This is a genomic window from Tabrizicola sp. TH137, from assembly GCF_002855575.1.
GTDB lineage: Bacteria > Pseudomonadota > Alphaproteobacteria > Rhodobacterales > Rhodobacteraceae > Paragemmobacter.
On sequence record NZ_PKRQ01000001.1, the window covers coordinates 649,893 to 663,091 of the forward strand.

General features: G+C 69.0%; 14 protein-coding genes. 3 read left to right on the forward strand and 11 right to left on the reverse strand.

Features of this window, described 5'->3' with window-relative positions; translation table 11 throughout:
* Positions 1-2 precede the first annotated feature (2 nt).
* The 11 genes from C0V75_RS03235 to C0V75_RS03285 all read right to left on the reverse strand — a co-directional run bounded on the left by C0V75_RS03235 (position 3) and on the right by C0V75_RS03285 (position 10,213).
* Complete coding sequence (locus C0V75_RS03235; RefSeq protein WP_101919441.1) at positions 3-635, reverse strand: LysE family translocator; 633 nt, start codon at positions 633-635, stop codon at positions 3-5.
* A gap of 55 nt (positions 636-690) precedes the next feature.
* Positions 691-1,386: a ribulose-phosphate 3-epimerase gene (locus C0V75_RS03240; protein WP_101919442.1), complete on the reverse strand. Its 696-nt coding sequence runs from the start codon at positions 1,384-1,386 to the stop codon at positions 691-693.
* Positions 1,387-1,391: 5 nt separating this feature from the next.
* On the reverse strand, positions 1,392-2,192 hold the full coding sequence (locus tag C0V75_RS03245; RefSeq protein WP_216821392.1) for an alpha/beta fold hydrolase: 801 nt from the start codon (positions 2,190-2,192) through the stop codon (positions 1,392-1,394).
* Positions 2,189-3,010, reverse strand: coding sequence for a sugar phosphate isomerase/epimerase (locus C0V75_RS03250; RefSeq protein WP_101919443.1), 822 nt, complete (start codon positions 3,008-3,010; stop codon positions 2,189-2,191). The genes C0V75_RS03245 and C0V75_RS03250 overlap by 4 nt, the downstream gene beginning before the upstream one ends.
* Positions 3,010-4,086, reverse strand: a complete 1,077-nt coding sequence (locus tag C0V75_RS03255) for a Gfo/Idh/MocA family protein (protein WP_101919444.1) — start codon at positions 4,084-4,086, stop codon at positions 3,010-3,012. The genes C0V75_RS03250 and C0V75_RS03255 overlap by 1 nt, the downstream gene beginning before the upstream one ends.
* Before the next feature lies 1 nt (position 4,087).
* On the reverse strand, positions 4,088-5,326 hold the full coding sequence (locus C0V75_RS03260) for a class II D-tagatose-bisphosphate aldolase non-catalytic subunit (protein ID WP_101919445.1): 1,239 nt from the start codon (positions 5,324-5,326) through the stop codon (positions 4,088-4,090).
* Positions 5,323-6,258 (reverse strand): carbohydrate kinase family protein, encoded by a 936-nt coding sequence (locus C0V75_RS03265; RefSeq protein ID WP_101919446.1) that lies wholly within the window; start codon positions 6,256-6,258, stop codon positions 5,323-5,325. Before C0V75_RS03265 ends, C0V75_RS03260 begins: the two co-directional genes overlap by 4 nt.
* Positions 6,259-6,261: 3 nt before the next feature.
* Positions 6,262-6,999: an ATP-binding cassette domain-containing protein gene (locus tag C0V75_RS03270; protein WP_101919447.1), complete on the reverse strand. Its 738-nt coding sequence runs from the start codon at positions 6,997-6,999 to the stop codon at positions 6,262-6,264.
* A 1-nt stretch (position 7,000) separates the two neighbouring features.
* A complete protein-coding gene (locus C0V75_RS03275; protein ID WP_101919448.1) occupies positions 7,001-8,071 on the reverse strand; it encodes a ribose ABC transporter in 1,071 nt (356 codons plus the stop codon).
* Between the two features lie 108 nt (positions 8,072-8,179).
* Positions 8,180-9,163, reverse strand: coding sequence for an ABC transporter substrate-binding protein (locus C0V75_RS03280; RefSeq protein WP_101919449.1), 984 nt, complete (start codon positions 9,161-9,163; stop codon positions 8,180-8,182).
* A gap of 144 nt (positions 9,164-9,307) precedes the next feature.
* Positions 9,308-10,213, reverse strand: a complete 906-nt coding sequence (locus tag C0V75_RS03285) for a sugar-binding transcriptional regulator (RefSeq protein WP_216821393.1) — start codon at positions 10,211-10,213, stop codon at positions 9,308-9,310.
* Positions 10,214-10,423: 210 nt separating this feature from the next.
* Here C0V75_RS03285 and C0V75_RS03290 point away from each other — a divergent pair, with 210 nt between their 5' ends.
* Genes C0V75_RS03290 through C0V75_RS03300 form a run of 3 tightly spaced genes read left to right on the forward strand, consistent with a single transcriptional unit; the run spans position 10,424 to position 13,198 of the window.
* A complete protein-coding gene (locus tag C0V75_RS03290; protein ID WP_101919450.1) occupies positions 10,424-11,326 on the forward strand; it encodes a tagatose-bisphosphate aldolase in 903 nt (300 codons plus the stop codon).
* 4 nt (positions 11,327-11,330) lie between these two features.
* Positions 11,331-12,728 carry an ROK family protein gene (locus tag C0V75_RS03295; RefSeq protein WP_101919451.1) on the forward strand — a complete coding sequence of 466 codons (1,398 nt, stop codon included), beginning with the start codon at positions 11,331-11,333 and terminating at the stop codon, positions 12,726-12,728.
* A gap of 44 nt (positions 12,729-12,772) precedes the next feature.
* Positions 12,773-13,198, forward strand: a complete 426-nt coding sequence (locus C0V75_RS03300; RefSeq protein WP_101919452.1) for a glyoxalase — start codon at positions 12,773-12,775, stop codon at positions 13,196-13,198.
* Position 13,199 lies beyond the last annotated feature (1 nt).

A 13,199-nucleotide genomic window follows, 5' to 3' on the forward strand; every position in this document is an offset into this window, starting at 1 on the left:
TCTCACCCCCAAGCCATCCGCAGCGCCAATGCCAGCAGCATCCCCGCCGCAACCTTGTTCATCAATCCCATCCGGGCCGCCAATCTTTGGCCAGCCAACCCCGCCAGGGCGCCATAGCCGCAGGTGATCACCGTCCCCGTCAGGGTGAACAGCGCCCCCAGAACCACGATCTGCGCCCAGACCGGCCCCCGCGCGGCATCGGTGAATTGCGGCAGGAAGGCAAGCACGAAAAGCGCCACCTTCGGGTTCAGCGCATTGGTCACGAAGCCCCGCCACAGCGCCACGCGCGCCCGCACCTCGCCCCGTCCCGCCTCACCCGCGCCCGCCCGCCAACTCGCCCGCCAAGTCGCCCAGGCCAGCCACAGCAGATAGCCCGCCCCCGCCAGCTTCAGCAGCATCAGCGCCGCAGGATGCGCCGCGATCACCGCGCTCACCCCCACCGCCGCAAGCCCCACATGGAACAGCCCGCCGAAGCCCACGCCCAGACCCGCCACCGCGCCCACGCGCGGCCCGCCCGCCACGCCGCAGGCCGTGGCAAAGATCACATCCGCCCCCGGCGTCAGGTTCAGAACGATCCCCGCCGCCAGAAAGGCCAGCAGGTCCGCCATCGGGATCAGGGCGAACAGCGCATCCATCCGCCCTGCCTGCCCCCGCAAGCCCCGCTTGTCAAAGGCTCAGATGTCGGGGGGGTCACAGCGACGCCAGCCAGGCCATCCGCGCCGCAAGGTCCGGCGCGCCAAAGGCCAGCGATCCCAGAACCACCGTCTCCGCCCCCGCCGCGCGCAGCACCGGCACCGTCGTCTCCCGGATACCGCCATCGGCGGCCAGGACGATCCGCCGCCCGCTCGCCGCGATCAGGGCGCCCGCCTCGCGCAGCCGCGCCGGCGCCGCCTCGTTCAACCCCTGCCCCTTCACCCCGATCGCCGTGCCCAGAAGCGTCACCATGTCCAGCCGGGGCAGCCACTCCGCCACCCCCGCCACCGGCGTCTCCACCCGCAGCACCATCCCCGCCTTCATCCCATGCGCGGCGATCCGGTCCAGCGCCGCCCCCGCCACGGCCGCGTTTTCCAGATGAATGCTGATCAGATCGGTCCCCGCCTCGGCGAACTGGTCGATCTGCGACAGCAACACCGCGTCATCCACCATCAGATGCACATGGATCGGCCTGTCCGACACGTTCCGCACCGCCGCCACCAGATCGGGAAAGAACAGGAAGGCCGGCGCAAAGACCCCATCCGCCACGTCGATATGCAGGATATCCGCATGGGGCGCGATCCGCGCCATGTCATCGGCCAGCCGCACCAGATCGGCCGACCAGACCGAAAACTCCGCGATCAGCCGATCCTTCGGCAACCGCTCCATCCATCCCGCCTCGGGTCGTCCCATATCCGTCACTCCGTCAGAAACCCAGAAATCGCCGCCTGCAACGCCGCCAGATGCGCCGCCTTGTCCCGCCCCTTGGGGGGCAGGTCCACATATCTCGCGCCGGGGATAGCCGTCGCCAGCTCCCGCGCCAGCGCCACCGGATGAATCGCATCCTCCGCCGTCCCGCACACCAGCACCGGCAGCCGCAGCGCCGCCGCCTGCGCTGCACTCACCCCCAGCCCCTCGCGCGACAGCGCGGTCAGCAGCACCGCCGTCCGCGACACCGGCTCGCGCGCAAAGAACCCGCTCAACGAGGCAAGGTTGTCCGGTGCCTCCACCCGCAGCCGCGCCGCCATCTCCGATCCCAGAAACGCCTCCCGCGCCTCCGCGACCGGAAAACGGTAAAGCGCCATCCCCACCTCGACATTCGGCGCCAGATTGTCCGGCGCCTCGATGCCAAGCCCCCAGGCAGGCCGCACAAGGATCAGATGCGACACCAGATCGGGCCGCGCAACCGCCAGCCGCAGCGCCAGCGCCGCCCCCATCGAAATGCCGCCCACCGGCACCGGCCCGCCAAGGCCATCTGCCACCGCCACCAGATCCTCGGTGAACTTGGCCAGCCCCGGCGCAGGATCAAATTCCGATGCGCCATGTCCCCGGCAGTCCAGCGTCACCCGCCGCAGCCCCGCATCCGCCGGAAAGGCCTCCGCCGTCTGCCGCGCATCGCCGCACAGCCCGTGCTGGAACAGCACCACACGCCCCGGCCCGCCCGCATCATGCAGCGCCAGCCGGAACCCGTCCCGCATGATCCAGCCGGACGGCGTCACGCCCCCGCCTCCCGCAGAAAGGCCGCCACCCCGGCGGCCTCTTCGGCGGCCAGCCCATGCGTCACCAGATCCCCGTCGAACCCCGCCCCGCGCAGCACGGCAAGGAAATGGGCAAAGTCGATCACCCCTTTCCCCGCCGTGGCAAAGCGCCCGTCGGCATGGCGGTCCTTGGCATGGGCCATGGCGATCCGGTCGCCCAGCAAATCCACCGCCTCCTCCACCAGCCGCCGCCGTTCCGCCCCGTCCGCAACCTCGAACAGGTTCGCCGGGTCCAGCACGATCACCAGCGCGGAACTCGCCACCTCGTCCAGCATCCGCCGCGCCGCCGCCGCGCCATTCACCACATTGGCCAGTTCCGGCTCCACCCCCAGCACGACCCCCCGCGCCTCGGCCAGGGCGCAGGCCTTCCCCATCTCCTCCAGCAGATCGCGCCACGCCTCGGGCGAGGCATTGTCGGGATGATGCCGCCACTGGTCCTCGGCATCCCGCGTCCCGGTGCAAAGGGTGACCATTCCGGTCCCCATCCCCGCCGCATGGTCGATCAGCAGCGACAGCCGCCGCAGCCCCACCGCCCGGTTGCCCGGATCGGGATGGATCATGTTATAGGTTCCCGACACCGCCGCGACCGCCACCCCCGTCGCCCGCGACGCCGCCGCCACCGCCGCCACCTGCGCCGCCGTCAGGTCATCCGGCATCGCCGCCAAGCCCGAACAGGCCATGTTGTATTGCACCGCGTCAAACCCCGCCGCCCGCGCCGCGCCCATCACCGTGGCCGGATCGCTCCCCGCAAAGGTCTTGGCGAAAACGCCCAGCCGCATCACACCGGCCCCGCCACCTGATCCAGCCGCACTGGCCGCCCCGTCCGCACCGACTCCGCGATGGCCACCATCGCCCGCACCGATGCGATGCCATCCTCCAGATCGGCCCCCTCCATCGGCCCGCCCTTCAGGATGACATCCGCGAAGCCTTCCAACTGCCGCCGATAGAAATGCCCATCCGCCCCCAGCACCCGATGCGTCGCCCCATCCGCCTCGCGGAAAATGTCCACCTCGGAGGATTTGTAATACCACGGGTTATAGGTCTTCCCGATCACCGACCCATGCTCGCCATAGATCTGGAACCCCTCATGCCAATCCATCCGCACCGCCACTGTCAGGTCCAGATGGCCCAGCACGCCATTGGCGAATTCCACATCCACGAACCAGCAGCGGATGCCCGCCCGGTTCGACAGCCGCGCATCGACGGCGACAATCGGCCCGGCAAAGTGGCGGGCCACATCCACCAGATGGCTGCCATGCGCCAGCATGTAATAGCGGTCCAGATCGGCCTTCGGGTTCTCCGCCGGTTTGCGGGCATGTTTCGACGTCACCATCAGGGGCTGCACCGCATCGGTCATCGGATAGCGATGCGTGCTGTCGCAATACCAGGCCTTCAGCGCGACCATCGCCCCCATCTCATCCGTGATGAACCGCTTCGCCGCCTGCAACCCGGCATCGAAGCGCTTCATATGGCCCACTTGCAGCACCACGCCGTTCGCCGCCGCCACGCCCCGCAGGCTCTCGGCCTCCTCCACCGACACGGCCAAGGGCTTCTCGCACAGAACATGCTTGCCCGCCTCCATCGCCCGCCGCGCGGCCGGGACATGGAACGCATCCGACGTGGCGATGATCACCGCCTCCAGATCGGGGTCCGCCAGCATCGCATCGTAATCCGCAAACTGCTTCTCCGGCGCATGGGTCGCCGCCATCCGCTCCCGCAGGTCATCCGCCACATCGCAAATCGCCCAAAGCGTTGCATTCCGCGCCTTGGTGCAGCTTTCGAAATGCGCCGCCTGCGCGATCGGCCCGCAGCCCAGCACCCCCACCCGCAGCAGGCGGTCTTCCTTCACCGGCATCTCACTCTCCCGTCGCCTGGCGATAGCGGGCGACCACATCGCCCACCATCCGCCGAATGATCGTTTCGGGCAGCCGCGCCGCATCCACCGGCCCGACCCTGCCCCCCGTCACCTGCGCCACCAGCCCCGGCGCCGGGTCCGCCGCGCGGATCGCCGCAAACAGCGCCCGCAGCGCCGCCTGCACCCCCGGCTTCGGCCAGTAATAGCGCACCCGGTCCGACAGACCGTAAATCATCATCCGCGCCTCTTCCGGCCCCGGCTCCACATAGGCGCGCCAATCCGCAGGCTCCGCCCGCATCGCCGCAACCAGTGCTGCCTCCACGCCCGAAGGCAGGCCCATCAGCCCCGCCAACCGCTCCAGCGCAAACACCGCCTGCCGGAAGGCGAAGGTCAGTTCCGGCCCTACCTTCAGGATGCCGAAATGCCCCTGGACCAGCGCCCGCAGCGCCGCGCCCTCCTGATAATCCGTCGAATGCGCCTCATAGACCGGCCCGCCCAGCCCCGGCACCGCCGCGCGCAACCCCTGCGCCCGCGCCGGATCGAACCCCACCACCTGCGCATTGCCGAAATCCACCCCGGGCTGCACCACCACCGCCGCGACCCGCTCCATCACCGATCCCAGCCCGCGCCGCGCAAAGGCCGCGCGGTGCAACTCCACCACCCGCGCCACCGCCGCAGGCGCCGTCACCGCCAGATGATCCACCACCGCCGTCTCGCCCCCCGGCACCGGCACCTCCGTCCCGATGACATAGGCCAGCGCCCGCCCGCCCGCCGCCCGCTCGGCCACCAGCGCCAGATCCGCCGCCCGTTCGGCCATCACCTCTTCCGGCAGCACCTCGCCGCCGCAGGGCATCGACGCGTCCAGATGGATCTTGGAAAACCCCGCCTCCACATAGGCCGCCACCATCGCCCGCGCCCGGTCCATCGCCTGCTCCGCAGCCATGGCCCGCCACGGGTTCGGCCCCAGATGATCCCCGCCCAGGATGATCCGCCCCGCCGCCACCCCTTCCGCCGCCGCGATCCCCTCCAGGAACCGCCGAAACCCCGCCGGGGTCATCCCGGTATAGCCGCCCTCCTGATTCACCTGATTGCAGGTCGCCTCTACCAGAACCGGCGCCGCATCCCCGCGATAGCAGGACAGGACAGCGGCCAGCGTCTCGGGATGCGCCGTGCACCAGGCCGGCAGGCCGACACCCGCGCCCGCCCGGTTGCGCGCCAGGATCTCCATCAGCGCGCTCATCCCGCCAGCAACCCCTCGACCCGCGCCAGATCGCTGTTCCCCTCCATCGGACCCAGCGCCGTCACCGCCAGCGCCCCGGCCGCCACCGCCCGCCGCAACGCGCCGGACAGGTCCATCCCCCCGGCCAGCAGCGTGACGAACGTCCCGCAAAAGCAATCCCCCGCCCCTGTCGGATCGACCACCTCCACCGCGTAGGCGGGCACTTCCACCACCGCGCCCCCGGCCCGCGCCACCGCGCCCTTGTCCCCCCGCTTCAACGCCACCACCCGCGCGGGCAGCGTCCCCGCCCAATCGGCAAACCCCACCCCCGGCCACAGCAACGCAGCATCCGCATCCGACGGCAGCACATAGTCCGCGATCCCGATCAACCGCCGCACCACCGCCAGATAACCCGCATCCGCCATCAGTTCCGTGCGGATGTTGGGGTCGATGGAAAGTGCCACCCCCGCCCCATGCAGCCCCTCGCAGACCTCGGCAATCGCCGCCCGCATCTCCGGGTCGCCCAGCGCCGATCCAGACACATGCAGAACCTGCACCCCGGCCCGCAGAAACCCTTCCACCGCCTCCCGCCCCTTGGGGAAATGCGCCGCCGCCGATGGCGCCATGTTGAAGACGAAATCCCGGCTCCCGTCGCTGTTGTAACTCACATGCGCCGTCCCCGTGGGCAGCGCCACCCGCCGGATCATCGCGTCAGACACCCCATCCGCCACCAGCCGATCCAGCACCACCTGGCCAAAGGCATCCGTCCCCACCGCCCCGGCAAACACCGCCCGCGCCCCGGTCCGCGCCGCCTGGTCGATAAAGATGCCCGGCGCCCCGCTCGGGAAAGGTCCGCGATAGGTGGCCGGGCGCAGGTTGCGCCCGTCCTTCTCCATGCAGACGAATTCCACCAGAAGCTCGCCCAGCGATCCGATGACCGGACCCGCCGCCATGGCTCAGCCCCCGACCATCAGCTTCACCACCTCGTCATGCGTGGTTTCCGCGATGCGCCGCTCCCCGGCCATCACGCCCCGCCGCAGCACGACGATCCGGTCCGACACGGCGAAGATGTCCTGAAGATTGTGACTGATGAAGATCACCCCGCGCCCCTGCGCCTTCAACTGGTGAATCAGGCTGATCACCTTGCGCTGTTCCGGCACGCCCAGCGCGGCGGTGGGTTCGTCCATGATCAGGATGCGCGCATTCCAATACACCGCCCGCCCGATCGCCACCGCCTGCCGCTGCCCGCCCGAAAAGTTCGACACCGGCGCATCCAGCCGGTTCACATGGAAATCCAAGAGCGCCATGGTCTCGCGCGCCGCATCCGCCATCTTCTTGCGGTCCAGCACCGGCAGGAACCCCCAGCGCTTCGTCATCGGCTCGCGGCCAAGGAAGATATTCGCCCCGATGCTCAGGTTATCGGCCAGCGCAAGGTCCTGATAGATCGTCTCGATCCCGCGTTCCCGCGCCTCCTGCGGAGAGGAAAAGTTCACCTCCTGCCCCTCCAGCAGCACCTTGCCCGAGGTCGGCTTGTAAACGCCCGAAATCGCCTTGATCAGCGTCGTCTTGCCCGCGCCATTGTCTCCGGCCAGCGCCACAACCTCGCCCGCCGCCACCTGCATCGTCAGATCGCGCAAAGCCTGCACCGCCCCGAAACTCTTCGACAGGTTCCGCACTTCCAGAAGGGGGGTCATGTCACTCACTCTGCCGCCCCCCGCTGATACGCCGCTGCGCCTGGTCGATCAGGACCGAAATGATGATCACCACGCCGACCGAAATGAACTGCCAGAACGGCTCCACATTGATGAAGACCAACCCATACTGGATCACCGCGATGACAAAGGCCCCCGCAACCGTGCCAAGGATCGTTCCCGATCCGCCGAACAGGCTCGCCCCGCCGATCACCACCGCCGCGACGGAATCCAGCAACAGCGGCTCCCCCGCCTGCGCCGCCCCCGCGCTGAACCGCGCGGCATAAAGGAACCCCGCCAGACCCGCGCACATCCCCGACAGGATATACAGCTTCAGAAGATGCGCCTTGATGTCGATGCCCGCCCGCCGCGCCGCCTGTTCATTCGCCCCGATGGCATAGTTGTGCTGGCCAAACCGCGTCTGGCTCAGGATGTAATGCATCACCAGAACGAAGACCGCCGTGATGATGACGATCCACGGGATGCCCCAGATGCGGCCATTGCCCAGCGCCGCGAAGAACGAATTCTGCACCGGCACCGTCGTCCCGCCCGCCAGCAGGAAGGCCACGCCCCGCGCCACGCCGAACATGCCCAGCGTGCCGATGAAGGGCGGCACCCGCAGCCGCGAGACCAGGATGCCGTTGATGAAACCGGGGATCATCGCCACCCCGATGGCCACCAGCGCCCCGAACAGCACCGCCAGCGGCATGCCCATGCCCGGCGTCGCCCAATTGATGACATGTGCCGCCACCACGGCGGCCAGCCCCATGATGAACCCCATCGACAGGTCGATCCCCCCCGTGATGATCACGAAGGTCTGCCCCGTCGCCAGCAGCAGCGGCGCCACCGCGAAGATGGCGATGGAGGTGATGTTGAACGGGTTGAAGATGAAGGTCCCGCCAAAGGAAAGGCGGCTCCAGACCTCGAAACCCACGATCAGCGCCGCAAGGAACAGCCAGGCCCGCAGGTCCGCGATGCGCTGGATGGTGGTCTTTGCCGTCTCGGCATGGTCCGCGGGCGGCGAGACATGCCCCCCCGGCGGCTTTTCCGTCTCGTTCCTGGCATCGGTCGTCATGCTTCAGCCCCGCATTCGGCCTCATGGCCCTTTTGGTGGAACGCCCCGAGGACAAGGCCCTCGGGGCGCGCATCGTCGCATCCATCCCGCGCTGCGGGGCGGGTCAGATCACTCGGAATAGATGTATTTCGCGACCTCCGGGTCGCTCACATTGTCCTTGGTGATGATGGTGAAACCCGTCCCGATGCTGACCGGGATCGAGTTTCCGGTCAGATGCGCATAGGCCGACACCACGCCGAAATAGCCGATCTCCGCCGGATGCTGGGCAATCGCCACATCCACCAGACCGGTGTTCAGGTTGTCCACGATGGACCCCGGCGCATCGAAGGCCACGACCTTGACCACGCCCGACTGCCCGGCCTGCTGCACGCCATTCGCAGCCCCCAGGGCCGAGAACAGGTTCGCCCCGAACACGCCCTTCAGATCGGGCTCGCGCGCCAGCACGCCCTGCAACTGCGACGCCGCCTTGTTCGCGTCATTGTCGTTGAACTGCGTCTCCAGCACGGTGATGCCGGGGAATTCCTCCGCCATCGCCTGCTTGAACCCGGCCTCGCGCTGGTCGGTGGTGGAAATGCCCGGCTTCACATTCGACACGAAGACCTTGCCTTCGCCGCCGATGGCCGCCGCCAGGGCCCGCGCCGCGATCTTGCCGCCCAGCACGTTGTCCGACGCGATATAGGCCAGCGGGAAATCCGCATCGCCCGCGCCCGTCTGATACTGGCCCGTCCCGATGAACGTATCCACCGTGATGACCGGGATGCCCGCATCATGCGCCTTGCGCAGCGGCTCGATCAACTGGGTCGTGTCGGTCGGCGCGATCAGGATCGCGTCCGGCTGGCGGGCAATCACCGCATCCAGCACCGGGACCTGCGTCACCGGGTTGAAGTCCGGCGCCCCCTGGAACACCAGTTCCACCCCCAGAGCATCGGCCGCGGCCTGCGCGCCCTTCTGCATGGTGATGTAGAAGGCGTCCGTCGTCAGCCCCGGAATGAGGGCGATGGTCATCTTGTCCTGCGCCTGCGCAGCCCCCACGCCCATCGTCAGGGCGACAGAGGCGGCCGCGGCCGCGCTCAGAATCGAACGGCGTTTCATGCTATCTCCTCCCGGTAAGGCGTGCGGGACCGCTTCTCGGTCGGTCCGCCACCTTCGTTTCAAGTAAGCTAACTGAAAGCCGGAAGGCTGTTTCCGTCAAGAGCAATTTTTTGCAGAAAGATTTTGCTGCACCTGCAAACGTTTTCAGACAGGCGCCGCCACCCGCTCCAGGATGGCCTGCGCCGTCGCGGCATCCGTCACCAGCGCATTGATCAGCCGGGCGCGTGCCGCCCCGATCACCGAAATCGCCTTCGCCTCCCCCGCGGCGACGCCGATCACCAGCCTCGCCCTGTGCAACTGGTCGGGCGACACGGCAATCAGCCGATCCGCCCCGTCCCATTCGATCGGATTGCCCCGCACGTCGAAATAGTGTCGCACGACATCCCCGGCCGCATCTACAAGCATCTGCTCATCCGGGGTCGCCACGCTTGCATCCGGCGCGTTCAGCGCATGGGGAAGCCCCACGCCCACCACCGCCACGTCGATCCGGTCCCACAGCGCCACCGCCTGCGCGATCCCCGGATCGGCCAGGAAACTCTCGCGCGCAGCGGCACTGGGCAGCACTGGCGCATGAATGAAAAACGCTGTCCCGCCAATCTGTTCCGCCGCCACCCGCGCGAATTCGTTGATCTGGAAATGCGCCTGGTGCTGCGACATCCCCCCCGTTGCCGGCACCACCTGAACCCCCGGCATCGGCGGCAGCCCCGCCTCCAGCACCCCGCCGATGGTCCGCCCCCAGCCCAGCGCCAGAACCGACCCCGGCGCCATGTTCGCGGTCTTCAGCATCGTGCCCAAAGGCCCCGCCAGCGCCATCCCGCCACCACCGGTGGGCGATTCGATCACCGCCACCCGCCTCAGCCCCAGCGCCCGCTCCAGTTCCGCGCCCAGCGCATCCGGCACCACCAGATCCCGCACCTCGATCCGCACGATCCCCTCTGCCCGCGCCCGTTGCAGCAGGCGCGAGATCGTCGCCGTCGAAACGCCAAGCTGCCGGGCGATCTGCACCTGAGGCAAGTCCGCCTCGTAATGCATCTTCGCCACCATATGCATCAGCGCACGGGTTTCGCTGGCCTCGGAGGTCAGGGTCTGAGACAGATTGCAATTCCTTTCTGCAACGTGTTACATGCCCTTGTCACCATAGCACCTCCGTGCCTTCTGGCAATCGGGATGATAGGGCCGGGCAATCGGGGCGGGGACAGGCAGGCGACGCAATACTCCCGCGCCCGATCCGGCGCAACGCAAAGGAAAAGGGCAGCCCCCATGGCACGGATGACGACGGCGGAACGTCGCGGATACCAGATGATCTGCGGCGACGAGGGGGCGATGATGGTCATCGCCTGCGATCAGCGCGGCGGGATGCGCACCCTCCTCGCCGCCACGCCGGAAGATCAGGCGAAGATCGGCACCGACATCCTCGGCGATACCAAGATCGACATCGCCGCCCATCTCGCCCGCCACGCCACCGCCGTTCTGGTCGATCCCCTCTGCGCCCTGCCGCAGATGATCGACGACGGCCATCTCCACCGCTCCACCGCCCTCCTCATCGGGCTGGACGATTCCGGCTACGACACCACCCCCGAAGGCTGGCGCATCTCGAAACTGGTCCCCGGCATCACCGCCCGCCGCGTGCGCGAACTGGGCGGCACCGGCGGCAAGATCATGGTCTATCTCCGCTCCGACACGCCCGCCGCGAATTTCCGCAACCTCCAGACGCTGGAACATGTGATCCAGGATTTCGCCAGCGAAGACCTGCTCCTCGTCACCGAATTCCTCACCTATGCCCTGCCGGGCGAAGACAAGGCCGCCTTCGCCGCCGCCACCCCCGGCCTGATCGAGGGCGGCACCCGGCTCTGCCTCGACCTCGGCGCGAAACTGCTCAAGATTCCCTATCCCGGCACGCCCGAAGCCTGCGCCAACATCACCGCCATGGCGGGCGAGGTGCCCTGGGCCGTCCTCTCCGCAGGGGTGGACCATGCCACCTTCCTCGGCCAGGTCGAAACCGCCATGGCCAACGGCGCCTCGGGCGTGATCGCCGGTCGCTCCCTCTGGAAGGACTGCATCTCGCTCGACCGCGCGGTCACCCGCGACCGCCTCGCCACGATCGCCGTCCCCCGCCTGCGCGAGCTTCAGGCCGTCATCGCGCGGCACATGCCACGGCCCTGATGCCATGGCCCGCAACGCCATCGGCATCGACATCGGCGGCACCCATATCCGCGCCGCCCGGATCGCGGGCGACGGCACGATCCTCGACCGCCGCGCCATCGCCACCAACCGCAACGCCGCCGCCTGCCTGCAAAGCTGCCGCGACCTTGTCGCCGCCCTGCGCGACGGTGGCACCGCCGCCATCGGCGTGGGCGTCCCCGGCCAGGTCGACGTCGCCACCCAGCGCGCGCTTTCGGGCGGCTATGTCGATCTCTCCACCCTTCCCTTCGCGGCAGAGCTTGGCGCGGCAACCGGCCTGCCCGTCACCATCGACAATGATGCCAGCATGGCCCTTCTGGGCGAGGCGCGGGTCGGCGCGGCGCGGGGCCTGTCCCATGCCGTCCTCCTGACCATCGGCACGGGGATCGGCGGCGCCATCCTCGACTCCGGCCGCCTCCTGCGCGGGCGCGGCACGGCGGGGCAACTCGGCCACCTCACCGTTGTCCCCGACGGTCGCCCCTGCGTCTGCGGCCGTCGCGGCTGCGTTGAAACCGAAAGCTCCGGCACCGCCTTCGCCACCCATCTGGCCGAGGCGGGGCTTTCCCCCGACCTGCGGGCCGAAGATCTGCTGGCCCGCAGCGACCCCGCTGCCGCAGAGGTGCTGCACCGCTGGGCCGCCCCCCTGCGCCGCGCCATCGACACGCTGATCACCACCCTCGCCCCCGAGGCCGTGCTGATCGGCGGCGGCGCGGGCCAGGTCGCGCTTTCCGCGCTGGCCCGCGTGCCACCGGCGCAAAGCTGGTTCTCCGCCCCTGTCCTGCCCGCTGCCCTGGGCGATGATGCGGGCGTCACCGGCGCCGCGCTGGCCGCCCTGACCGCGGGCCGCCGCGCGGTGCTGGTCAATGGCGTTCCGGCCTCCGGCAAGTCCGGCATCGCCGCCGCGCTTTCCGCCCGCACCGGTTGGCCCATCCTGTCGCTCGACACGATGAAGAACCCCTTCCTTCTGCAATTCGCCCCGGTCGATCGCCCGACCAACCGACGCTTCGGCACCGCCGCCTATGACGCGATCTTCGACATGGTCGCCCAGCACGCCCCCGATGCCACCGTCATCATCGACGCCTGGTTCGGCTTCCAGCCGCCCGAAGTGCTGCATGCGGGCCTCGCCCGCGCGGGCATCACCCAGACCGCGCAGGTCTGGTGCCACGCCCGCCCCGACACCATCGCCGCCCGCTATGCCGCCCGCGTCTCCAGCCGCCCGGCAGGCCATCCCGGCCTCGATTACGTGCCGGAACTCCAGGCGCTCGCCGGTCGCGCCCGGCCGCTCGACGGTATTCCGGTGATCCAGGCCGATACCGAAACCGCGCTCGATCTTGACAGCCTCACCCGCGACCTGCGCACCCTTCTGGACCGCCCCACCGATTGACAGGGGCAAAAGGGTCAGCCAAGCTGACCTGAACAGAGGTTGCCATGGATTACGATTCCCTGCCCGCGCCCGAACTCGGCCACGCCCTGCGCGCCGTGACGGTCAACCTTCTGGTCCGCGACGTGATGGATCAGGTCGCCTTCCTCACCGCCTGTTTCGGCATGACCGCCCATCAGGCCAGCGCCGATTTCGCGCTGATGCTGCATGCGGGCCAGCCGATCCAGCTCCATGCCGATGCCACCTATGCCGCCCATCCGCTGCATGCGCTGCTGCCCGAAACCCCGCCCCGCGGCGCAGGGATCGAACTGCGCCTGCACGAGGCAGACCCCGATCAGGCCGCCACCGCCGCCGCCGCCTTCCCGCTGGCCACTGTCCTGCAAGCCCCGACCGACAAGCCCAACCACGGCCTGCGCGAGGCCGTCATCCTCTGCCCCAACGGGTATGCCTGGGTGCCCAGCCGTCGCATCTGAC

Excerpts from the sequence above, each read along its gene's own strand:
- C0V75_RS03235 (WP_101919441.1), bottom strand. The coding sequence starts at position 635 with ATGGATGCGCTGTTCGCCCTGATCCCGATGGCGGACCTGCTGGCCTTT.
- C0V75_RS03240 (WP_101919442.1), bottom strand. The coding sequence starts at position 1,386 with ATGGGACGACCCGAGGCGGGATGGATGGAGCGGTTGCCGAAGGATCGG.
- C0V75_RS03250 (WP_101919443.1), bottom strand. The coding sequence starts at position 3,010 with ATGCGGCTGGGCGTTTTCGCCAAGACCTTTGCGGGGAGCGATCCGGCC.
- C0V75_RS03255 (WP_101919444.1), bottom strand. The coding sequence starts at position 4,086 with ATGCCGGTGAAGGAAGACCGCCTGCTGCGGGTGGGGGTGCTGGGCTGC.
- C0V75_RS03260 (WP_101919445.1), bottom strand. The coding sequence starts at position 5,326 with ATGAGCGCGCTGATGGAGATCCTGGCGCGCAACCGGGCGGGCGCGGGT.
- C0V75_RS03265 (WP_101919446.1), bottom strand. The coding sequence starts at position 6,258 with ATGGCGGCGGGTCCGGTCATCGGATCGCTGGGCGAGCTTCTGGTGGAA.
- C0V75_RS03270 (WP_101919447.1), bottom strand. The coding sequence starts at position 6,999 with ATGACCCCCCTTCTGGAAGTGCGGAACCTGTCGAAGAGTTTCGGGGCG.
- C0V75_RS03275 (WP_101919448.1), bottom strand. The coding sequence starts at position 8,071 with ATGACGACCGATGCCAGGAACGAGACGGAAAAGCCGCCGGGGGGGCAT.
- C0V75_RS03280 (WP_101919449.1), bottom strand. The coding sequence starts at position 9,163 with ATGAAACGCCGTTCGATTCTGAGCGCGGCCGCGGCCGCCTCTGTCGCC.
- C0V75_RS03285 (WP_216821393.1), bottom strand. The coding sequence starts at position 10,213 with ATGCATATGGTGGCGAAGATGCATTACGAGGCGGACTTGCCTCAGGTG.
- C0V75_RS03290 (WP_101919450.1), top strand. The coding sequence starts at position 10,424 with ATGGCACGGATGACGACGGCGGAACGTCGCGGATACCAGATGATCTGC.
- C0V75_RS03295 (WP_101919451.1), top strand. The coding sequence starts at position 11,331 with ATGGCCCGCAACGCCATCGGCATCGACATCGGCGGCACCCATATCCGC.
- C0V75_RS03300 (WP_101919452.1), top strand. The coding sequence starts at position 12,773 with ATGGATTACGATTCCCTGCCCGCGCCCGAACTCGGCCACGCCCTGCGC.